Here is a 21,119-nt window from a genome sequence, read left to right on the forward strand (position 1 = left end):
TTGCTATTCTTTTCATAAAGAAGTTGAGTTATGATTAACTCAGCTTTTTTTATGTCTGTCGTTTAGCGATAAATATCTTAATATGGATTGCTTAAGATATTTCTCAATCATAAAAAATTTACTTAATAATGAACGAATAAATGAATAACAGGAGCACAGTATGAGTGACGGAAAACCAGCTATGCAGACCAATACTCCGCGTCTTGAGACCTTGGCGATTCACGCCGGTTATAGCGTTGAGCCAACGACCAAAGCGGTCGCAGTGCCTATTTATCACACCAGCTCGTACGCCTTTGATAACACTCAGCATGGTGCTGATTTGTTTGATCTAAAAGTCGCGGGCAATATTTATACCCGTATTATGAACCCGACCAACGCTGTGTTGGAGGAACGTGTCGTGGCGCTTGAAGGCGGTATCGGTGCCCTTGCAGTGGCGTCTGGCATGGCAGCCATCACTTATGCGATTCAAACCATCTGTGAAGCGGGTGATAATATCGTTGCTGTATCGACCTTATATGGCGGTACTTATAATTTATTTGCTCATGCGTTGCCGCGTCAAGGGATCGAAGTCCGTTTCTTTGACCATAAAAACCCAGAAGCGATTCGTAATTTGATCGATGATAAAACCAAGATGGTCTTTGCCGAAAGTATCGGTAATCCATTAGGCAACATCGTTGATATTCAAGCGCTGAGTGATATCGCACATGAATATGGTGTGCCAGTGGTGATTGATAGTACGGTTGCCACGCCTGCGTTATGTCGTCCTTTTGAGTTTGGTGCGGATATCGTGATTCATTCATTGACCAAATATATGAGTGGTACAGGCACGTCGATTGGTGGGGCGATTGTCGATAGTGGTAAATTCGCATGGGGCGATTATCCTGAGCGTTTTCCCTTATTGAACACGCCAGATCATAGTTATCACGGAGTGAATTTTGTCAAAGACGTGGGCGCAGCGGCATTTATCGCTCGTGCTCGTGTGGCACCTCTGCGTAATACAGGCGCGGCACTTAGCCCGTTAAATGCTTTTGGTATCTTGCAAGGCATGGAGACGCTAAGCTTGCGTATGGAGCGCCATGTCCAAAACGCCCAAGCAGTCGCAGAATATCTACGTGACCATGATAAAGTGGCGTGGGTGAAGTATGCCGGTTTACCGGATCATCCTGAGCATGAACTTGCCAAAAAATATATGAAAGGTACGCCTTCTGCTATTTTGACCTTTGGGGTAAAAGGTGGTCTAGAAGCAGGGGCGCGCTTTATCGATGCGCTGCAATTGATTACTCGTCTGGTGAATATCGGTGATGCCAAATCACTAGCCTGTCATCCAGCGACGACGACGCATCGCCAGCTCAATGAGCAAGAGCTCGAAAATGCGGGCGTGAGTACCGATATGGTTCGTTTATCAATTGGTATCGAACACATCGAAGATATTAAAGAAGATCTTGCGCAAGCATTAGCCTCGGCTTAATTTGTAAGTTTCTAATCTATTAGCAGTACCCTAAGTTGAGAAAGAAAAAGCCCACATCGATTTAATATGGGCTTTTTTATTAGCGTTAAAAAGACGTAATCAGTGATTAAGCAGATAGTACACGCTTTGCAATATCTCTATAATCTTGTGAGGCTAATCTTGGCCCAAACTGTTGAATCACCTGCGCCGCCACTTCGCTGGCAAGGCGACCACATTCAGGCAAGCTATAGTGCTGCGACAACGCGTATAAGAATGCGCCTGCGTAATTATCACCGGCACCGTTGGTATCAATCACATTAGTAACGACTGGTGTAGCAACTTCATAAATCTCAATCTCTGATGTGTCATCAGCTTTATGGGCGATCGTTGCACCATTGGCACCATCAGTGACGACTGCCGTTTGGCAATACTCAAGCAGTGCGCGTGCGGCGGCCTTGACTTGTTTTTTATCCGTAAAGAGCTTGGCTTCCTCACTATTACAGAATATCACTGCCACTTTATTACCCAACATGTTGAGTAAACCGTCTTTAGCAAACTTTACCACGGCAGGATCAGCAAAACTTATGGCAATTTTTGCAGCATGAATCCCTGCTTGTTGACGCAACTGAGTCATGGCTGGCTGAATACTTTCAGTCATGGCCAAGTAGCCTTCTATATATAACCAGTCAGCTTGTGTCAGCGCATCAAAATCGACATTCTCTGCGGTGATTTCGCTTGAAGTACCGAGATAAGTTTGCATGGTACGCTCGCCATCTTCGGTCACTGCGACCACACATGAACCCGTTACACCGCCTGCATGGATAGACTTTTCTGAAGTTGCAACGCCTGCTTCATGTAAGTCTTTGAGGTAAAACTCGCCTTGTTGATCGTCACCGACGCGGCACGCATAAAATGGCTTGCCGCCTAAACTGGCAAAGGCATACATCGTATTGGCCGCTGAGCCACCACCAGCCTGCTTTGATGGCTCAATTTCTGCCAGCTTAAAATACGCCAATAATTGCTGTTGCTCGTCGATACCTGCCAGCGTCATATTGCCTTTGGTCAATTCAGTTTCATCTAGTGCCGCATCTGACAGCACATATTCGTGATCGACCAATGCGTTGCCTATTGCCATTACATTGTACATTGCTCACTTCTCCTCAATTAAGTTATAAATGCCTATTTTTTATAGTTAAAACTAGTCAGCTTGTAGTTCAAGCAGACGCTGATATAGCGCATTCTTTTTTACGCCAGTGATATCAGCGCCCAATGCAGCGGCTTTTTTAACCGATAAGTCCTCAAGCAAGCGTTGTAACAATTTATCATGAATACTGATGTCGTCCGCATCCTGCGCCACATTCACGCCAGCGACGACCACGACTATCTCACCGCGTTGCTGATTGTCATCAGCTTTGACAAATTCCACCAAATCGCCAAGGGTGCTTTTATGGACGGTCTCAAAGGTTTTGGTCAATTCACGGCAAAAAGTGACTTCACGATCTGCGCCAAATACCGCCGCCATGTCTTCTAAACTGGTGATAATACGATGCGGCGCTTCATAAAATATCAATGTCTCAGTACGTGAGTTTAATGCTGCTAGTTGTTTTTGACGACCGTGGGTTTTGGCGGGTAAAAAACCAATAAAGCTAAAGCGGTCTGAGGGCAATCCTGCGACTGATAGTGCGGCAATCGCAGCAGAGGCACCAATGATAGGAGAGACTCTAACGCCTGCGGCATGAGCGGCCTGTACCAGTTGATAACCTGGGTCACTGATGAGTGGCGTACCGGCATCACTAATCAAAGCAACCGAATGACCTTGCTCGATCATCTCGATAATTTTGGGTGTTTGAATGGCACTATTGTGCTCATGGTATGCCCAAAGCTTGTTATGACCTTTTTGCTTGGTTGCGGTATCAGCTCCTGTCACGTTATTGTCGATATTATTTTTAGTGTTAGGAGATTCTGAGTCTTTTTCATCGTCAGCTTTACTGCCTTTGGTATCAATGCCAAAATGTGACAAAAGCTTACCTGAGGTACGGGTGTCTTCACAGGCAATGATGGCGACTTGCTTTAAAACATCAATTGCATGCGGCGTCATATCGCTTAAATTGCCAATCGGCGTGGCAACGATATATAGACAAGCTGGCATCGCGGTAGGGCTGGACATGAAAACCTCGGAGTATTAAAAGCGGAAATTAAAATATAATGTGGCGTCACTGCTTATACTGTTGCTATCTATGGTCTTTCGCAAATAAATAGCGAGTGATTAGATTGACGACAGACAACAGATAGAGCGCGTGAAAGTGGCTAGTTTAGCATGATGTGCTATGATAATTCTGAAATGTTAACCAGACCCATCGAGCTTATGTCCAGTCATACACCTTTGACCCTCACTTCACCAAAGCAGCGCCAAGGCAGTCTGTTCGAGCATCAGGCATGTGAGTTTTTACAATCGCAAGGATTGACAGTAATTGCAAAAAACTGGCAACAGCCAAAAGTGGGTGAGCTGGATTTGATTATGCTGGAGACAGGTTCAGCATGGTCGACATTGGTATTCATTGAAGTTCGTCAACGGCAGCGCTCAGGTTTTGGTGGTGCTGCACTGAGCGTGACGACAAGCAAACAACGTAAAGTGATTAAAACGGCTCAATACTTTCTGCAACAGCATCCTGAATATGAGGATTATGACTGCCGGTTCGATGTCATCGCTTATGATACGGTAAGTAATCATATTAAGCTCAGTGGTCAAAATATAGAAAATCAACCACAATGGCTCAAAGGTGCTTTTATAGCAGATACGTGATAATAGGTTGTAAAAGCTACCCAGCTAGAGGGTAGTAAGTACTTGTCACCGAGTGAGCGTTACCAAAAACCTAACCGCTGATAGTAAAAATTAAGTAAAGTAGCTAAGTTATTATTAGGGCTTGTCCTCAATTCAATGGATTACTATCTAAATGGGCTAAAAATGGCTAAATTTTGCCAAACATTGTCAAATAGCTTACCAATATCTCGATATTATCTGCGCTATTTTCCTTGTTTGACGGCAACTTATCTCATTTTTATCACCATTTTCAAAATAAGGACACGCCCTAACTGAATTAATAGTTGTCAAAACAAACGTTATTAGATTAACACTGGCTCAATCAATTGATTTTATACGATCGTCACACTCATGTTCTAAGAGGTAAATCATGACACGGATGCATTTGCGCACTGCTATTTTTGGCTCATCACGCCGCACCGCGATAGGCGTTATGCTAATGACCAGCATCGTCACTACGGGCTGTACCACCAATTATTTGACCAACAGTACAGAAGGTACGTATGGTGTACCGATGACAGAGCGCACCATCCCGCAGCGCCTACTGGATCGCAGTATTGAACATACCGTCAAAATCAATGTTTATGGGTTAAAAGAAGACCTGCAACAAACCAGTCGTATGGGTATTGATAGCTTTAATAGTGAAGTGTTATTGACAGGCGAAGTACCAACTGAGGCCATCAAAGCAGAAGTCGAAAAAGTCGTCAGCTCTATGCCAGATGTGCGCCATGTCTATAATGAGCTAAACGTCAGCGCTTCTAAAGGCTATAGTTCGACGGTTCATGATGGCTATATCACCTCAAAGTTGCTGGCAAAAGTAGCCACGAGTGATGGCATCAAAGCTTCCCAGATAAAAGCAGTGACCAATGATGGCGTGGTTTATATCATGGGACGTATGACACCGACTCAGCAGAGCCACTTAATCGATATTGCCAACAGCACCGTTGGTGTGACCGAGCTGGTATTGCTGACGACCGTCGTTGATGATAGGGGCGTAAAGATAGGTAAAGACGACATTATGTCTGAAAATAACTTGGTAAATCCTGCTTTAGCGCCAGTCGTTGTGGACGGAGTGGTTGCTGCTAGCATTAACACTTCTGAAGCGCCAGCGTCCGTTGGTACAGCGACTCCCATTGTCGTGACCGAAGATGGAACAATCGTTGAGCAACCATCATCAAGTCCATATATAGACCTGTATGAAGATCAGTAAAAAGCGCTCTAAAATACAGCGATTATTTACCAGTAAAACAAAAAGACAGTGGCTAAATAGCTTTTAGCGTAAGCTATTTGGCCCGTCAGTTTAAACCGTGTTTAATGACAAGAAGCCTAAACACTGTTAACAGGAAAAACACGAGAAATCCTGAGCCAGCCAGTAAGATATAAAAAGCGAAGAATAGACAAGACAGACCCTAATGTTTATTCTATAAAACCGCTGTCGCAATGCTATTAATTTTGATCAATATATAAATATAATAGGAATACTGGCCATGAAGGATGCAAATAAGCACGCACAATATAATAAAAACAGTCAAAAAATAAATAATGAAAGCGTGGTTAATAATACTGCTAGCAAAGTAGGGATCTTAAAATTCATGGGCGTCGCTGCCTTAGCATTAGGTAGCGTTGCGCTAGCTACCCAGAATGCACAGGCCCTATCGCCACTCGCTATCGTCAATGGCATTACTTCTAGTGGCGGCGTTGGCGTCAGCAAAAACATTCTCTATGGTGATGAACCCAATCAAGATTTGGATATTTATTATCCCAAGCCATTAGCACAAGCGATGAAAGCCCAAAACGCTATCACTGATAGTGCGATTAACGACAGCTATCCAATGGTGGTGTTTGTCCACGGTGGCTCATGGGAGAGTGGTAATAAAGAACAGTATGCCTTTGTCGGTCAGAGTTTGGCGCAAGCAGGTTATGTTACCGCTGTGATTAATTATCGTAAAGCGCCTGAGCATGTATACCCTGATTATGTCAAAGATACGGCGCAAGCGATTGCTTGGAGTATCAATAATGCTCCTAGCTTACATGCTGATCCTAAACGCTTGGCGGTAATGGGACATTCTGCTGGTGCATTTAACGCGGTTGCAGCGGTCGCCAATGAAGATTTTTTAGCGCCTTATGGTATTAAGCCAAAGGATATTACAGCGGTCGTTGGTATTGCTGGTCCTTATAGTTATGACTTCCGTAAATTTGATAGCGCCACCGCCTTTGCTGCTGATGCTACGCCAGATGAGGTGATGCCAGACCGTCAAATTAAAGGTGAGCAGCCACCGTATTTATTGTTGACTGCCGAAAAAGACAAAGTGGTGTATGCGACCAACACTACTAAAATGACCAAAGCGTTGCAAGAGGCTGGCGTCACCGTGGAAAACGGTGAAATAAAAGGTGCCAGTCATGCGACCAGTATTGGTGCGATGGCACCGCCGCTACGTTGGGTCAATGATGTACGCGCGCAAGTACTGACGTACTTGGATAAAATGCTCAAATAATGGATGGCAATCAGAAGTTAGGTGCAGTTGCGTAAGACAGTACTGTAAGATGCTTAAACTCTTGTTATAATGTCGTCACTTTAAATCTATACCCTATCTGACACTTTAAGGCAGAATATTCTATGAGCATGAACGCTGACGATTTGATTGCATTTTTACAGACTCACTTCCCAGACGCTTTTATTCAAGCTGCCAATCAAGGTAATAAGTTTGATGTACGCGTGGTTGATGCCAGTTTTGAAGGTAAGCGTGCCGTGCAACGTCAGCAAGCGATCTATGCGTTAGTCAATGATAAGATTGCCAGTGGCGATATTCATGCGCTCAATATTCAAGCATTGACGCCTGCTGAATGGGACGTTCAGTCAAAAGGCTAGACCGTTATACATATGATTGGGCTTGTTAGACTGGCCATTACATTGGCGTGGTTTGATTGGTCTGATTTTCACTATTTTTAATACTCATCGCTAGGTTGTCACTTCTATGGATCAATTTTTAATCACTGGTAGTAGTCGTATCGCAGGGGAAGTCACTATTTCAGGCGCCAAAAATGCTGCTTTGCCTTTACTTGCAGCTATGATATTGGCAGAAACCCCAACGACATTGCACAATGTGCCATCGTTACAAGATGTGCGCACGTTGATTGAATTGATCGGTGGTATGGGTATTAAAATCCAAAAGCAGGACGATACTGTCACGTGCGATACCAAAAGTATCGACAATTTCTATGCACCGTATGATTTAGTAAAGACCATGCGTGCTTCGATTTTAGTACTTGGGCCATTGCTGGCACGTTTTGGTGAGGCGGAAGTGTCATTGCCAGGCGGCTGTGCCATTGGTTCACGTCCTGTCGACCAACACCTAAAAGCCTTTGAGGCGATGGGTGCTAAGATTAGCGTCGAAAATGGCTATGTAAAAGCACAAGCACCAAAAGGCGGCAAGCTGATTGGCTGTAACTACTCTTTTGATATGATTACCGTTGGCGGTACTGAAAACGTCATTATGGCAGCCGCACTTGCCAAAGGTACGACTGTCTTAGGCAACTGTGCACTTGAGCCAGAAGTCGTTGATTTGGCCAATATGTTGGTCGCAATGGGCGCTAAAATCAGCGGTATTGGTACCTCTATCATGACCATCGAAGGCGTTGAGCGCTTACACGGTTGTGAATATTCAGTGGTACCGGATCGTATCGAAACTGGCTCTTACCTTGCTGGCGCACTCATGACGCGTGGCGATGTGTTGACCAAAAACACGTCGGCGCTATTACTAACCCCCGTGTTAGAAAAATTTGAAGATATGGGTGCGGTGATTACCACTGGTGATGATTGGATTCGAGCCCAAATGAAAGGTCGTCCGTTACCCGTTGATATTCGTACCCAGCCACACCCTGGGTTTCCAACTGATATGCAAGCGCAAGTTATGGCGATTGCATGTTTAGCGAATGGCACGAGTACTTTTATCGAAAATATCTTTGAAAACCGCTATATGCATGTCCCTGAGCTTAATCGTCTAGGCGCCTCTATCCAAGTAGATGGTCATACAGCTGTGGTAAAAGGGGTCGAAAACTTCACTGCAGCCCCTGTGATGGCGACTGATTTACGTGCGTCTATGTCATTGGTGATGGCAGCGGCAACTGCTGAGGGTGAAAGCTTGATCGACCGTATTTATCATATCGATCGTGGCTATGAGCATGTCGAAGAAAAGCTGCGTGCGCTTGGGGTCAATATCGAACGTATCAATACTAACGATTAATACCGATTGGCCTAATACGGAAAGTTTAGCCACATACCACTAAAAGCCCCCTTCAGCGGGGGTGTTAACTGCACATGGACACGATGTCATTATGACTTACGCAAGCAATAGCCTACCAAATGATGGTTTATTAAATGAAGTAAATGATGAGTTTTCAGGCTTAACACTGGCCTTATCAAAAGGCCGTATTCTAGAAGAAACTATGCCACTGCTACGCGCAGCTGGTGTTGAGTTGTTAGAAGATCCTGAAGCCTCACGCAAACTTATTTTTCCAACCTCAAACCCGAATGTACGTGTATTGATTTTGCGTGCCAGTGATGTGCCAACCTACGTTGAACATGGCGCGGCTGACTTTGGGGTGGCGGGTAAAGATGTGTTGCTTGAGCATGGTGCCAATCACGTTTATGAGCTGCTTGATTTGAAAATTGCTCAGTGTAAGCTGATGACCGCTGGTGTAAAAGATGCGCCGCTACCCAATCGTCGCCTACGGATTGCGACTAAATACGTCAATGTCGCCCGTGCTTACTTTGCGAGCCAAGGTCAGCAAGTCGATGTGATTAAACTGTATGGCTCTATGGAGCTTGCGCCGTTGGTCGGATTGGGTGATTTAATTGTCGATGTGGTTGATACAGGTAATACGTTACGCGCAAATGGTCTTGAAGCTCGCGATCATATTTGTGATGTGTCCTCACGCCTGATCGTCAATCAAGTCAGCTACAAGCGTAAATTTGTATTACTTGAGCCGATTTTAGATAGCTTCAAAAACAGTATTGCCAGCACTTCATAAATTAATTCTTAATGAATCAATGCCTTATGGAACGATGTCAATCATTGGTAGTCTTAAGTATTGTCATGCAAATTTTTAAACCAGTTTAGCGCTATAAGATAGATATAGCGTGCTAAACTGGTTTTGTTATATTTGCTTGCCAGAAAGTATGAGGTTAGTATAATCTGAAGCAGCTAACCATAAAAATCTGGTATATCAGCCCTTGCAGTTATTATTAATACTCAATACGCCTTGTTTTTACATCGTTAATTTTCAGCTTAGATATAGGATTAGGTCATGCGCCAACTAAGTACCCAAGATGCCGATTTTGACAGTCAATTGACAGAGTTACTTGCCTTTGAAACCGTCAATGATGCCGATTTATTAAAGACCGTTGATGACATCATCGCGCAAGTTCGTCATGATGGCGATCGGGTCGTACTGGCGTTAACTCAGCAATTCGATCAGCATCCAGCAACGACGATGCAAGAGCTAGAGCTGTCTAAAGAGGCGCTTGCTGAAGCGTTTGCGAGTCTTGACGATACAGTGAAAGCAGCATTGACCACCGCAGCGACGCGTGTGCAGACTTTTCATGAGCGCCAAGTGCAAGAAACTTGGCAGTATGAAGACGAGCTTGGCAATCGCTTGGGTCAAAAAGTCACGGCACTTGATCGAGTAGGCATCTATGTACCTGGTGGTCTGGCCTCTTATCCGTCTTCTGTATTGATGAATGCCATTCCTGCTAAAGTGGCTGGCGTTACTGAAGTCATCATGGTGGTGCCAGCGCCAAAAGGCGTGCTCAATCCATTGGTGTTAGCCGCCGCACATTTGGCCCAAGTCGACCGTGTCTTTACCATTGGTGGTGCGCAAGCAGTTGCTGCATTGGCATACGGTACAGAAACGATTCCAGCCGTGGATAAAATCACTGGCCCTGGCAATAAATATGTCGCTGCCGCCAAGCGCGCAGTATTTGGTCAAGTTGGGATTGATATGATTGCTGGCCCTTCTGAAGTATTGGTCTATGCAGAGGGCGAGGCGCAAGACCGTGCTGATTGGCTGGCGATGGATTTATTGTCACAGGCTGAGCATGATCGCATTGCCCAAGCCATCTTTGTTACGACCAGTAAACAGCAGCTTGCAGACGTAGCGGCAGAAATTGAAAAAGCGCTAGCAGAATTGCCAAAAGCTGATATCGCTCGTGATTCGCTAAAAAACCGTGGCGCACTTATTTTAGTCAAAGACCGCGCGGAAGGTATGGCCGTGATTAATCGGGTTGCTCCTGAACATTTAGAGTTGTCTGTTGATCATCCTGATGCGCTACTCAATGACATTCGTCATGCAGGTGCTATTTTCATGGGACGTCACACGCCTGAGGCGATTGGTGACTACTGCGCAGGACCCAATCACGTGTTGCCAACATCTGGCACCGCGCGTTTTTCTTCACCGCTTGGTGTTTATGATTTCCAAAAGAAATCCTCTATTATTTATTGTACTGAAGCTGGTAGTAAACCATTGGCAAAGACCGCAGATATTTTAGCGCAACGTGAGGACTTAGAAGCCCATGCACGCTCAGCCCGTTATCGTTATCAGTGATGTATGTGGTGTGATTTAGCATTTACTTTTGAATTGTACTTTTGAGATTTATATTTAATAATTTATGTGGCTAATAGTAGGATAACTTATGAGTGAGTTAAAGATAGACACCAGACTTTGGTCATCTAAAGCGCGTAATTTGTCACCTTACGTTCCTGGTGAGCAGCCTCAACATGAAAATTTATGCAAACTAAATACCAACGAAAACCCATTCCCACCGTCACCAAAAGTAGGCGAGGCAATTGCAAAGGTTCTAGAGCAGCAAGCGGATGATCTGCGTTTATATCCAGCGCCTGAGTCTGATGATTTGCGTGCCGCATTGGCACAACTCTATGATATTGATATCAACCAAGTATTCGTTGGCAATGGCTCTGATGAAGTATTGGCACTAGTATTTGCCAGCTTTTTCTTAAAAGAGCGACCTGTTTTAGCACCCGATATCAGCTATAGTTTCTATCCCGTATATGCGCAGACCTTTGGTATCGAGCTGATACAAATTGCCTTGGAAGAAGATTTTAGTATTGATCCTGATGCTTATCGCCAGCCTTGTAGCGGTATCATTATTGCCAATCCAAATGCCCCAACTGGACTGCTATTATCGCTTGCCGATATTCGTAAGCTGGCTAGTGAGCATTCCAATGCTGTGATTGTAATTGATGAAGCTTATATTGATTTTGCGCGGGCAGCTGACGGCAGTTCAGATGTAGAAATTTCAGCAGTGAGTTTAATCAATGAGTTTGACAACATTCTTGTGACACAAACCTTTTCAAAGTCACGTTCGCTTGCTGGATTACGTGTCGGTATGGCTTTTGGCAATGCCTCATTGATTGAAGCCTTAACACGTATGAAAAACAGCTTTAATAGCTATCCACTGGATAAGCTGGCTCAAGCAGGTGCGACTGCCAGTGTATTGGATGTCCAGTATTTTACCCAGACCTGCCAGCAAGTCATCGATTTACGCCACTCTCTGACAGCAGAGCTGACAGTGTTAGGTTTTGATGTGTTGCCATCGCATGCCAACTTTGTTTTTGCTCGTCCGAAAGATGGTAATGCCAATACGGTAGCGAATGCGTTACGTGAGCAAGGCATCATCGTCCGTCATTTTGACAAACCACGCATCAATGAGTATTTGCGTATCACTACCGGTACAGCAGAGCAAAACAGCCGTTTGATAGATGCTTTACAAGCGTTGCAGAAAGAGGCTGATATTATTGCTGATTAGTATCTCGTTCGTGATTTAAATTTTGATAATTGAATTACGATGCTTGTATTGATAAAAAGCCTGCCAACATTCATGTTGTGCAGGCTTTTTGATGGATTTCTTTGGTCATACTTTTAGAAAAACCTTAAGTGTATTTGTTGATATTGTCTTGAGTTAAAACACTTAACAGGTTACCGACTTTATCCAAACACTCTTGATATTCAGCATCACAGTCAGAGGCGACAGTGATGCCACCACCTGCCCATAAGCTGATATGTCTTTTTTTATCCAACTCATTATTTGGCATGGTGTTAGCTTGCAGCGTACGAATCAGTACATTCCACTGACCAGTACCATCAAAGTTCATATAGCCTAATGTGCCGCAATAAGCACCGCGCGGTGCAGTTTCTAGCTCAGATATAATTTCAACCGCCCGCTTTTTTGGTGTGCCAGTAATCGAGCCAGCAGGCAAACTACCAAACAAAACGGCGAGTGGGTGAGTGTTCGTCTGTAATTCTGCGGTAATGGTGCTGACCATATGATGTACATTACTAAAGCTTTCAATCGCGAATAACTTCGGCACTTTTACGCTGCCTATCTTGGCATATTTACCCAAGTCATTACGCAATAAATCGACAATCATCACGTTTTCGGCGCGATCTTTTTCACTATTGGTCAGTTGCTGTTTATAAGCATTGTCTTGTTGAATATTGGTGCTGCGTGGCATGGTCCCTTTGATGGGCTTAGTGATGATATGGTGCTTGCCAGTATCGATATCCTTGGTAAATGTAAAAAACAACTCAGGCGAGCAGCTTAGTAATTCAAACGGATGCTGGGAGGTATTGTCTTTGATTTCATGGTTAAAGTGATTAACCGCTAAGTATCCGGCAAAAGGTGCTTGGGTGTTACGATGCAAAGCAGGTAAATAATCAATCAGCATCGGCAAAGTGCCATTATCGCTGGGATTATGATCAAAAAAACCTTGCCATTCTTGGGTTAGGTTGATTTGATAACAGTCGCCTTGCTGTAGATAGTTTTGGGTTTGATTGAATGCTTGTTGATAGTCTTGTTTGCGCCATCGTGATTTTAATACTAAAGGAGCAGGCAGTGGTGATGTTGTAAGTTGCGATTTATTGAGACAGTCATCAGCCAGCTTTTTCTCTGCTATATCTAAATAAGAGACAAGTGCCGTGATCATTTTGTTTTTTTGCTGATCATCAAAGTCGTTTTCAGAGTCGTTAACAGTTGCATTTATCGTTAATTTCCAACCCGCATTGCCATGATTTTCTTCAGGTGTTAGATAAATATCATAATGTCCTAATACGGCACAAGGCTGTGCTGCCCGTTCAATTTTGGCGGCTGGGCTTAGCTCATAAGCCGCAATATCATAACCAATAAAACCTATCAAGCCATGATGATAATTCGACGCTTTATCAGTTTTTTTAGCTAAAAGGCGACTGTTAGCAGCACCGTCATACATTTGACTATAACTGATTAATTCATCTTGCCAGTCGCTATAACTCATATAAGTGATAGTGATATCATTGTGAACGGCGTCACGGCAGGTCTTTGTGACTTGATAAAGGGCTGCTTGTTCGTTCGAATTTGACGTTTTTTCAGCGCAATCATAAACAGACCAGCTTACTCTTGGCAATAAGCCAATCACTGGTCGACCATCATTGTTGAGCCAAACCAATTGCCAGTTTGCCTCAGTATCTTGTGCGATTAAATACTGCTGTAGCACAGGCAGTAATTCTGCAGCCGATAGGTCACCAAAACGCCAGCTAGGTTTAGTAGCTGGCGATGGGTCAGAAATTGTCTGCTCAGTTTTGAGAGGATGTGCTGCGAGCATAGTTAGGCGTCAAACTTTTTGATGATTAATGTGGCATTAGTACCGCCAAAGCCAAAGCTGTTGCTCATTAGCGTCTCAAGCTTGGCTTCACGCATTTCGGTAACAATATCAAAGCCTTCAGCCGCAGGGTCTAAATTATCAACATTGATACTGGGCGCAATGAAGCCTTCTTGTAGCATCAATAAGCAATAGATTAATTCTTGCGCACCAACGGCACCAAGGCTATGACCTGTCATAGATTTGGTAGAGCTGATCGCAGGTACTTTACTGATATCGTTATTAAATACTTTGGCTATTGCTTTAAGCTCAGTGATGTCACCTAACGGCGTGCTGGTACCGTGGCTGTTGATATAATCGACAGTTTGCAAACCAGCTTCGGCTAGTGCTTGTTGCATACAGCGGACGGCACCTTCACCACTTGGCGCAACCATTTCAGCGCCATCAGAGCTGGCACCATAACCGACGATTTCAGCTAATATGTTGGCACCACGTGCTTGTGCATGCTCTAGACTTTCAACCACTACCATCGCACCACCAGCAGCAATTACGAAGCCATCACGGTCTTTATCATAAGCTCTTGAGGCGCGCTGCGGTGTCTCATTATACTGCGTACTGACTGCACCCATCGCATCAAACATACAAGACTGTGTCCAATGTTCCGCTTCGCTACCACCCGCGAGTATCACATCGGCTTTGCCTAACTGAATAAGTTCAGCCGCATGACCGATACAATGGGTTGAGGTGGCACAAGCAGAGGTTAAAGAGTAGGAGACGCCTTGGATTTTTAAACCTGTTGCCAGTGCCGCTGATACTGAGCTGCCCATCGTTTTTGGCACAGCCATCGCGCCGACACCGCGCAGACCTTTTTCACGCATGGCATCTATGGCATTGACAATATTCTCTGTCGATGCGCCGCCCGAGCTTGCGACCACGCCCACGCGTGGATTATTATTGACAGTTTCAAGCGACAAACCAGACTGCTCAATGGCGTTTAAAGCACTGACATAAGCGTATAGACTGGCATCACTAAAAAACCGTTTCAATTTACGATCGATACCACTGGTATCAAGCGTTGACTGGTCGATACTACCGCTAACGTGTGATTTAAACCCATGCTCAGCATAGGCCTCATTAAATGTAATGCCAGACTGCCCTTGCTTAAGAGCGGCAGTAACTGTGGCCATATCATGTCCGATACAAGAGACGATCCCTGCTCCAGTGATAACAACGCGGCGCATATTCTATTCCTTATGAGTAACGATTTTTCACAATTACTTTTAGTAATCGTTTTTAGGTATTTATTTCTATTATTTAATATTAAGTCTCTTTAAGGATAATTTCTCTTCAAAGAGCGTCTTGAGCGTCAAAGCCTTATTTTACAATCATTATGACGATCATAGTAAAACGATATGCTTTGTAACTGATTAGCTATAAACTGATTGTCTATAAATAGAAGTACAAGTGTACTTTGAGTTATGGCACATGATAACGTATCGAGCGCCCAAAATCTTTGTACAAGTGCAAAATAACGACAAAATCGCACTTGCTGTCTAGAGCTACCTAAAAAGAAAGTTTGATTTAAGGCAGCTGGCATAATGGTGCCAATCATAGATTAAGCGATACTTTTGGATACAAAATTTGTGATTGCAATAACATTGTTCGCACTGACATCGATTATAGTGATTGACTAGAATGGCACATCTATTATTATAAACCGCTCACAATAAAACAAAATGAATCATCACATTAAGGACATCACGATGGCGAAGCGTAGCACTCTCTCTAAAGGTATCACTACCGTTGGCTCTTTTACTCGCAATAACTTAGAGCGCATGGGCGCTATGATTGATAGCATGAATGCTAAGACTGGCAAACCGCGTCAATACAAAGCCGTCAACCTAGGCGATGAAGATTATCAGCAGGATTTGTTCCGTGAGCAAACGTTAAAAGCCACTCAGCAATTATTAGGACCACGTTTTGCCACTTACGGTAAATATGCCAAAAAAGTAGTACCGAATAGTTTTTTTCAGTCGACGGTCGATGGTGCTTTTGCACAATTGGCAAATCTTGCCTCTAATTGGAGTCAGATTGATTTACCTGATGAGCATCGTTTCGCCAATATCGCAAACTTAGACGATGCAGAGCGTTATGCACTAGCCACTGATATCGCCAATCAGAATCGTGCATTGGCAACAATAGGGGGTTTAACAGGTTTGGCTGGGCTGCCTGGTTTACTGGCTGATACACTGTGGCTGTTATTGGTGTCATTACGTACCGTCTATCAGTTGGGTGCTGTCTACAATAAACCCCTCACAGGTAAGCAAGGCGTCAAGATGGCTTATGAGCTGCTAGCAAATGCTGATCTGAGCAAGATGCAAGAAAAACAAGCATTACTGGCAGGTATTGGTATCGGTAAAGGCTTACTGGATAATGCCCAAAGCAGTGGTCTACACAATGAGCTCAAAAACCTAGGTCTAAAAAATAAAAACGTAAATTTCTACGCAGAGCAAGTTGACAGTATTGCCAGTCAGGTCGGTATCGACTTGGATCAAATTAACTTATCGTGGATACGCCGCTTCTTACCAGCCACTGCAGTGATTATCGGTATGCGTTATAATAGCCAGCTCATTGATGAAGTGATTGGCGTGGCTCAAGCGACTTTTGCACCAGAAGCCAAGCTTGCCAACCGTGCAATCACTGATGATAGCGGTAGTGAAGCTAAGGTAAACAAAACCGCTGACAACGATAAGCAGAAAGATGCTGAGAAAGAGTCAGGCAAGGATACAGATAACAAGAAAGATACTGCCGAAGAAAAAGACAGTCATCAAGAAGCTGATAAAAAGGTCGTAAAAGAAGCGCAGCAAAACGACGACAATGATAAGAAAAGCAGTCAGAATAAATCCTCTGACAGCAAAGCAAACAAGACGGTTAACAAGAAAAGTAAATAAGAATACCTAAACAATCACCTCTAAGTGTTTTCTTTCTTAAGCCAGCTTATGTCATTAATGATCATGATCTGGATATCTACTGCTAATTTTGGCGATATTGTCTTCTGTCTCTTGAAAAACTAGATAGTATCGCCATTTAGTGTTTATAAATTGCTATTTATTTATAATTAAACATCCTATCATAAGTCATTCGTCACGCTACTTTCGATGTACTGTATGACAACCTACTTTTTAGCTGATTTTTAACTGAAAATAGATAAAGTGTTATAGTAGTAGGGTGAATGCATATCTATCAAATGTTGTAAAGCACAACCACGCATAAGTGGTTGAAATAGCAGCAACAACTCTTTATAATACACTGTCCTAAAAATGGGTGTGCCAAAATCTGTCGTTAAAGTCAGATGGATGGTGCGTTTCCCTATTTTTTTGTTTTATACCAAACGGGAGAAGGATGCCTCATGGCAACAACTAACCAATTGATTCGTAAAGGTCGCAAAACCATCAAGGAAAAGTCAAAAGTTCCTGCGTTGGAAGCGTGCCCACAACGTCGTGGTGTATGTACTCGCGTATATACTACTACCCCTAAAAAACCTAACTCAGCCATGCGTAAAGTATGTCGTGTACGTTTGACTTCAGGCTATGAAGTATCAAGCTACATCGGCGGCGAAGGTCATAACCTACAAGAGCACAGTGTTGTTCTTATCCGTGGTGGTCGTGTAAAAGATCTACCAGGTGTACGTTATCACACCGTTCGTGGTGCATTAGATTGCGCAGGCGTTAAAGACCGTAAGCAAGGTCGCTCTAAATATGGTGCTAAGAAGCCTAAAGTTTAATAACTAACCGTTATTAAATAAGTTTCTTTGTATCAAACATTAACTGTGCATGGGTCTGATGTGAGTAATTTTTGACCAAATGAGTCATTAACCTTTATCACACACCGCCATGCAGTAAGGCTGACTGACAACTCGATATAACGCCATCAATATTAATTGGTGCGAGATTGTGAATGTCAGACACTCCTGAAGAAAAGGATTATTATTATGCCAAGACGTCGCGTCGTTGCTACCCGTGAGATCCTACCGGATCCTAAGTTTGGTAGCCAAACTGTTGCAAAATTCATCAACCATGTAATGAGTCATGGTAAAAAATCTACTGCTGAGCGTATCGTTTACGGTGCACTTGAAACAGTAAGCGAAAAACGTAAGATCGAAGATCCAGTATCTTTCTTCGAAGAAGTTTTAGAAAATGTACGCCCAATGGTAGAAGTGAAAGCTCGCCGTGTTGGTGGTGCAACCTACCAAGTACCAATGGAAGTACGCCCCTCCCGTCGTACTGCCTTGGCTATGCGTTGGTTAGCTGAAGCTGCTGCTAAGCGTTCTGAAAAATCAATGGCTTTGCGTTTAGCAGGCGAATTGAATGATGCTGCTGATGGCAAGGGCGCTGCTATGAAAAAGCGTGACGAAGTTCACCGCATGGCAGATGCTAACAAAGCATTCTCTCATTACCGCTTCTAAGCTACTGTCTATTAGTAGTAGCTTTAGATTAGTTGGCTAAAGTCAGCTAGTCTTACATTGTTATTTATTCTATTGATTGCCGCCATCGTCTATCTAGTTGTAAGTAGTTTTTCACTATTCACAATGAGATGGCGGACATCTATCAAGATGTCTCTCTTAACTAAGTATGCTTGTCACTAGAGAGCATCCCAAATTTGATGCCGCACTATTCTTAGTATTTGCTCTTTTTTTGTCCGTATTAGGCTCAATAATCAGTAAGTAATATTACGAAGCTGACCGCTTTGTCATAGAGTATGAGGTAGAGACACAATACATTATTATATACACGACTTTTCCTAGGAAAACACTATGGCTCGTAAAACTCCCCTAAAACGCTATCGCAATATTGGTATCTCAGCACACATCGATGCTGGTAAGACAACCACTACTGAGCGTGTTTTATTTTATACCGGTGTTAGTCACAAACTTGGTGAAGTACATGATGGCGCAGCCACCATGGACTGGATGGAGCAAGAACAAGAGCGCGGTATTACTATTACCTCAGCGGCGACAACTTGTTTTTGGTCAGGTATGGCAAAACAGTTTGACGAACATCGCATCAACATCATTGACACCCCAGGTCACGTTGACTTCACGATTGAAGTTGAACGTTCTATGCGTGTACTTGATGGCGCTTGCATGGTTTACTGTGCAGTAGGCGGCGTTCAGCCACAGTCTGAGACCGTATGGCGTCAGGCAAATAAATATAAAGTTCCACGTCTTGCATTCGTAAACAAAATGGATCGCGTTGGCGCTGATTTCTATCGCGTTATCGAGCAGATCAAAACTCGTCTAGGTGGTAATCCTGTGCCATTGGTTATTCCAATTGGTAAAGAAGATGACTTCGAAGGCGTTGTTGATCTAGTTACGATGAAAGCTCTGTATTGGGATGAAGCATCTCAAGGCATGCAGTTTGAAGAACGTGAAATACCAGCTGAGTTACAAGAAAAAGCAGAAGAGTATCGCGAACATCTCGTAGAAAATGCGGCTGAAGCTTCAGAAGAACTCATGAATGAGTATCTAGAAAATGGCGAGTTGTCTGTAGAGCAGATCAACGCTGCTATTCGTCAGTTGACTATTGATAACCAAATCATTCCATTACTTTGTGGTACTGCCTTTAAAAACAAAGGTGTACAAAAGATGTTGGATGCGGTTATTCAGTATCTTCCAGCACCAATGGATGTACCTGCTATTAAAGGTATCCTTGATGACAAAGATGAAACTGAAGGCACTCGTGAAGCGTCAGACGAAGCTCCATTCTCAGCTTTAGCATTCAAAATCATGAATGACAAATTCGTTGGTAACTTAACCTTCGTTCGTGTTTATTCAGGTGTTTTGACGCAAGGCAGCAGTGTTTATAATCCAGTTAAAATGAAGCGCGAGCGCGTTGGTCGTATCGTACAGATGATGGCGAACTCTCAAGAAGAGTTGCAAGAAATCCGTACTGGTGATATCGCTGCATTGGTCGGCATGAAAGATGTAACGACTGGTGATACACTATGTGACGAAAGCAATGTCATCACGCTTGAGCGCATGGAATTCCCAGATCCAGTTATCAGCCTAGCGGTTGAACCTAAGACCAAAGCTGACCAAGAAAGAATGTCAATCGCTTTAGGTCGTTTGGCAAAAGAAGATCCATCTTTCCGTGTACATACTGACGAAGAGTCTGGTCAGACGATCATCAGTGGTATGGGTGAGCTGCATCTAGAGATTCTTGTTGATCGTATGAAGCGTGAGTTTAACGTTGAAGCGAACATCGGTGCGCCGCAGGTTGCTTATCGTGAAACGATCCGTAACACGGTTGAGCAAGAAGGCAAATTCGTACGTCAAACAGGTGGTCGTGGTAAATTCGGTCACGTTTGGTTACGTCTTGAGCCACTTGATCCAGCGGGCGACGTTGAGTATGAATTCGCTGAAGAAGTTGTTGGTGGTACTGTACCGAAAGAATTCCATGGTGCTGTTGATAAAGGTATCCAAGAACGCATGAAAAATGGCGTACTTGCTGGTTATCCAGTGGTTGGCGTAAAAGCGACATTGTATGACGGTTCTTACCATGACGTTGACTCGGATGAGCTATCATTTAAGATGGCTGGTTCTATGGCATTCAGAAAAGGCTTCATGGCAGCGGATCCAGCGCTACTTGAGCCAATCATGAAAGTTGAAGTTGAAACGCCTGAAGACTACATGGGCGACATCATGGGCGATCTTAACCGTCGTCGTGGTTTGGTACAGGGTATGGAAGATTTACCTGGCGGTACTAAACAGATTCGTGCTGAAGTACCATTAGCGGAAATGTTTGGTTATGCCACGCAAATGCGCTCTATGTCACAAGGCCGTGCTACTTATTCAATGGAATTCCAAAAGTACGCTGAGATTCCAAAATCAGTTGCTGCTGACATCATCTCTAAATTCAACAATAAAGATGATGACGAGTAAGTAATCGTCTATAAAATATGACAATGTAGCTATTATCTCTATGTTGTCATAGAAGAATACGCCAATAACTGGTTAAAAGACTTGTTATTGGCGGTGATTTTCTTATAATATCTGCACATTAGTATGTGCACCCTTTTAACAATTATCTTAATGTGGTCAAGATCGTCTTTGTTATCGTATTTATACGAGCTGAGCATTTGACCCCAAAAAAAGAGGAAATACCCATGGCAAAGGCCAAGTTTGAACGCGTAAAGCCAC

17 protein-coding genes are annotated in these 21,119 nt (G+C 43.7%); 13 read left to right on the top strand and 4 right to left on the bottom strand.

The window, feature by feature from the left end:
* Window positions 1-181 precede the first annotated feature (181 nt).
* Complete coding sequence (locus JFC10_RS12430; protein ID WP_198333120.1) at window positions 182-1,468, top strand: O-acetylhomoserine aminocarboxypropyltransferase/cysteine synthase family protein; 1,287 nt, start codon at window positions 182-184, stop codon at window positions 1,466-1,468.
* A 106-nt stretch (window positions 1,469-1,574) separates the two neighbouring features.
* On the opposite strand, the gene JFC10_RS12435 is transcribed toward JFC10_RS12430, so the two are convergent.
* Both JFC10_RS12435 and rsmI read right to left on the bottom strand, forming a co-directional pair.
* Window positions 1,575-2,594 carry an adenosine kinase gene (locus tag JFC10_RS12435; protein WP_198333088.1) on the bottom strand — a complete coding sequence of 340 codons (1,020 nt, stop codon included), beginning with the start codon at window positions 2,592-2,594 and terminating at the stop codon, window positions 1,575-1,577.
* A gap of 51 nt (window positions 2,595-2,645) precedes the next feature.
* A complete protein-coding gene (rsmI, locus tag JFC10_RS12440; RefSeq protein ID WP_193011932.1) occupies window positions 2,646-3,614 on the bottom strand; it encodes a 16S rRNA (cytidine(1402)-2'-O)-methyltransferase in 969 nt (322 codons plus the stop codon).
* Window positions 3,615-3,764: 150 nt separating this feature from the next.
* Here rsmI and JFC10_RS12445 point away from each other — a divergent pair, with 150 nt between their 5' ends.
* The 8 genes from JFC10_RS12445 to hisC all read left to right on the top strand — a co-directional run bounded on the left by JFC10_RS12445 (window position 3,765) and on the right by hisC (window position 12,093).
* Window positions 3,765-4,250 carry a YraN family protein gene (locus tag JFC10_RS12445; RefSeq protein WP_198333090.1) on the top strand — a complete coding sequence of 162 codons (486 nt, stop codon included), beginning with the start codon at window positions 3,765-3,767 and terminating at the stop codon, window positions 4,248-4,250.
* Between the two features lie 388 nt (window positions 4,251-4,638).
* Window positions 4,639-5,478, top strand: coding sequence for a BON domain-containing protein (locus JFC10_RS12450; protein ID WP_198333092.1), 840 nt, complete (start codon window positions 4,639-4,641; stop codon window positions 5,476-5,478).
* Between the two features lie 277 nt (window positions 5,479-5,755).
* The gene (locus JFC10_RS12455) at window positions 5,756-6,763 is read left to right on the top strand and encodes an alpha/beta hydrolase (protein ID WP_198333093.1); all 1,008 of its coding nucleotides are present in this window, start codon (window positions 5,756-5,758) and stop codon (window positions 6,761-6,763) included.
* 128 nt (window positions 6,764-6,891) lie between these two features.
* On the top strand, window positions 6,892-7,137 hold the full coding sequence (locus JFC10_RS12460) for a BolA/IbaG family iron-sulfur metabolism protein (RefSeq protein WP_025652491.1): 246 nt from the start codon (window positions 6,892-6,894) through the stop codon (window positions 7,135-7,137).
* 106 nt (window positions 7,138-7,243) lie between these two features.
* A complete protein-coding gene (murA, locus tag JFC10_RS12465; protein ID WP_193011924.1) occupies window positions 7,244-8,512 on the top strand; it encodes a UDP-N-acetylglucosamine 1-carboxyvinyltransferase in 1,269 nt (422 codons plus the stop codon).
* Window positions 8,513-8,603: 91 nt separating this feature from the next.
* The gene (gene hisG / locus JFC10_RS12470; protein WP_198333095.1) at window positions 8,604-9,299 is read left to right on the top strand and encodes an ATP phosphoribosyltransferase; all 696 of its coding nucleotides are present in this window, start codon (window positions 8,604-8,606) and stop codon (window positions 9,297-9,299) included.
* Window positions 9,300-9,575: 276 nt separating this feature from the next.
* On the top strand, window positions 9,576-10,871 hold the full coding sequence (hisD, locus tag JFC10_RS12475; RefSeq protein WP_198333097.1) for a histidinol dehydrogenase: 1,296 nt from the start codon (window positions 9,576-9,578) through the stop codon (window positions 10,869-10,871).
* Window positions 10,872-10,959: 88 nt separating this feature from the next.
* Window positions 10,960-12,093, top strand: a complete 1,134-nt coding sequence (gene hisC / locus JFC10_RS12480) for a histidinol-phosphate transaminase (RefSeq protein WP_198333099.1) — start codon at window positions 10,960-10,962, stop codon at window positions 12,091-12,093.
* A gap of 124 nt (window positions 12,094-12,217) precedes the next feature.
* Here hisC and JFC10_RS12485 read toward each other — a convergent pair whose 3' ends face one another.
* Window positions 12,218-13,924, bottom strand: coding sequence for an anthranilate synthase component I family protein (locus tag JFC10_RS12485; protein WP_198333101.1), 1,707 nt, complete (start codon window positions 13,922-13,924; stop codon window positions 12,218-12,220).
* Window positions 13,925-13,926: 2 nt separating this feature from the next.
* Window positions 13,927-15,162 (bottom strand): beta-ketoacyl-ACP synthase II, encoded by a 1,236-nt coding sequence (locus tag JFC10_RS12490; RefSeq protein WP_193011379.1) that lies wholly within the window; start codon window positions 15,160-15,162, stop codon window positions 13,927-13,929.
* Between the two features lie 522 nt (window positions 15,163-15,684).
* Here JFC10_RS12490 and JFC10_RS12495 point away from each other — a divergent pair.
* The 4 genes from JFC10_RS12495 to fusA all read left to right on the top strand — a co-directional run bounded on the left by JFC10_RS12495 (window position 15,685) and on the right by fusA (window position 20,861).
* Entirely contained in the window at window positions 15,685-16,872 is a 1,188-nt protein-coding gene (locus JFC10_RS12495; protein ID WP_198333102.1) for an EcsC family protein, read from the top strand.
* Between the two features lie 458 nt (window positions 16,873-17,330).
* Window positions 17,331-17,705, top strand: a complete 375-nt coding sequence (gene rpsL / locus JFC10_RS12500) for a 30S ribosomal protein S12 (protein ID WP_011281154.1) — start codon at window positions 17,331-17,333, stop codon at window positions 17,703-17,705.
* A 207-nt stretch (window positions 17,706-17,912) separates the two neighbouring features.
* The gene (gene rpsG / locus JFC10_RS12505; protein ID WP_021814163.1) at window positions 17,913-18,386 is read left to right on the top strand and encodes a 30S ribosomal protein S7; all 474 of its coding nucleotides are present in this window, start codon (window positions 17,913-17,915) and stop codon (window positions 18,384-18,386) included.
* Between the two features lie 348 nt (window positions 18,387-18,734).
* Window positions 18,735-20,861 (top strand): elongation factor G, encoded by a 2,127-nt coding sequence (gene fusA, locus JFC10_RS12510; protein WP_193011377.1) that lies wholly within the window; start codon window positions 18,735-18,737, stop codon window positions 20,859-20,861.
* Window positions 20,862-21,119 lie beyond the last annotated feature (258 nt).

Origin of the sequence: Psychrobacter aquimaris (assembly GCF_016107525.1) — a bacterium.
Taxonomy (GTDB): domain Bacteria; phylum Pseudomonadota; class Gammaproteobacteria; order Pseudomonadales; family Moraxellaceae; genus Psychrobacter; species Psychrobacter aquimaris.

Excerpts from the sequence above, each read along its gene's own strand:
- JFC10_RS12430 (WP_198333120.1), top strand. The coding sequence starts at position 182 with ATGCAGACCAATACTCCGCGTCTTGAGACCTTGGCGATTCACGCCGGT.
- JFC10_RS12435 (WP_198333088.1), bottom strand. The coding sequence starts at position 2,594 with ATGTACAATGTAATGGCAATAGGCAACGCATTGGTCGATCACGAATAT.
- rsmI (WP_193011932.1), bottom strand. The coding sequence starts at position 3,614 with ATGTCCAGCCCTACCGCGATGCCAGCTTGTCTATATATCGTTGCCACG.
- JFC10_RS12445 (WP_198333090.1), top strand. The coding sequence starts at position 3,765 with ATGATGTGCTATGATAATTCTGAAATGTTAACCAGACCCATCGAGCTT.
- JFC10_RS12450 (WP_198333092.1), top strand. The coding sequence starts at position 4,639 with ATGACACGGATGCATTTGCGCACTGCTATTTTTGGCTCATCACGCCGC.
- JFC10_RS12455 (WP_198333093.1), top strand. The coding sequence starts at position 5,756 with ATGAAGGATGCAAATAAGCACGCACAATATAATAAAAACAGTCAAAAA.
- JFC10_RS12460 (WP_025652491.1), top strand. The coding sequence starts at position 6,892 with ATGAACGCTGACGATTTGATTGCATTTTTACAGACTCACTTCCCAGAC.
- murA (WP_193011924.1), top strand. The coding sequence starts at position 7,244 with ATGGATCAATTTTTAATCACTGGTAGTAGTCGTATCGCAGGGGAAGTC.
- hisG (WP_198333095.1), top strand. The coding sequence starts at position 8,604 with ATGACTTACGCAAGCAATAGCCTACCAAATGATGGTTTATTAAATGAA.
- hisD (WP_198333097.1), top strand. The coding sequence starts at position 9,576 with ATGCGCCAACTAAGTACCCAAGATGCCGATTTTGACAGTCAATTGACA.
- hisC (WP_198333099.1), top strand. The coding sequence starts at position 10,960 with ATGAGTGAGTTAAAGATAGACACCAGACTTTGGTCATCTAAAGCGCGT.
- JFC10_RS12485 (WP_198333101.1), bottom strand. The coding sequence starts at position 13,924 with ATGCTCGCAGCACATCCTCTCAAAACTGAGCAGACAATTTCTGACCCA.
- JFC10_RS12490 (WP_193011379.1), bottom strand. The coding sequence starts at position 15,162 with ATGCGCCGCGTTGTTATCACTGGAGCAGGGATCGTCTCTTGTATCGGA.
- JFC10_RS12495 (WP_198333102.1), top strand. The coding sequence starts at position 15,685 with ATGGCGAAGCGTAGCACTCTCTCTAAAGGTATCACTACCGTTGGCTCT.
- rpsL (WP_011281154.1), top strand. The coding sequence starts at position 17,331 with ATGGCAACAACTAACCAATTGATTCGTAAAGGTCGCAAAACCATCAAG.
- rpsG (WP_021814163.1), top strand. The coding sequence starts at position 17,913 with ATGCCAAGACGTCGCGTCGTTGCTACCCGTGAGATCCTACCGGATCCT.
- fusA (WP_193011377.1), top strand. The coding sequence starts at position 18,735 with ATGGCTCGTAAAACTCCCCTAAAACGCTATCGCAATATTGGTATCTCA.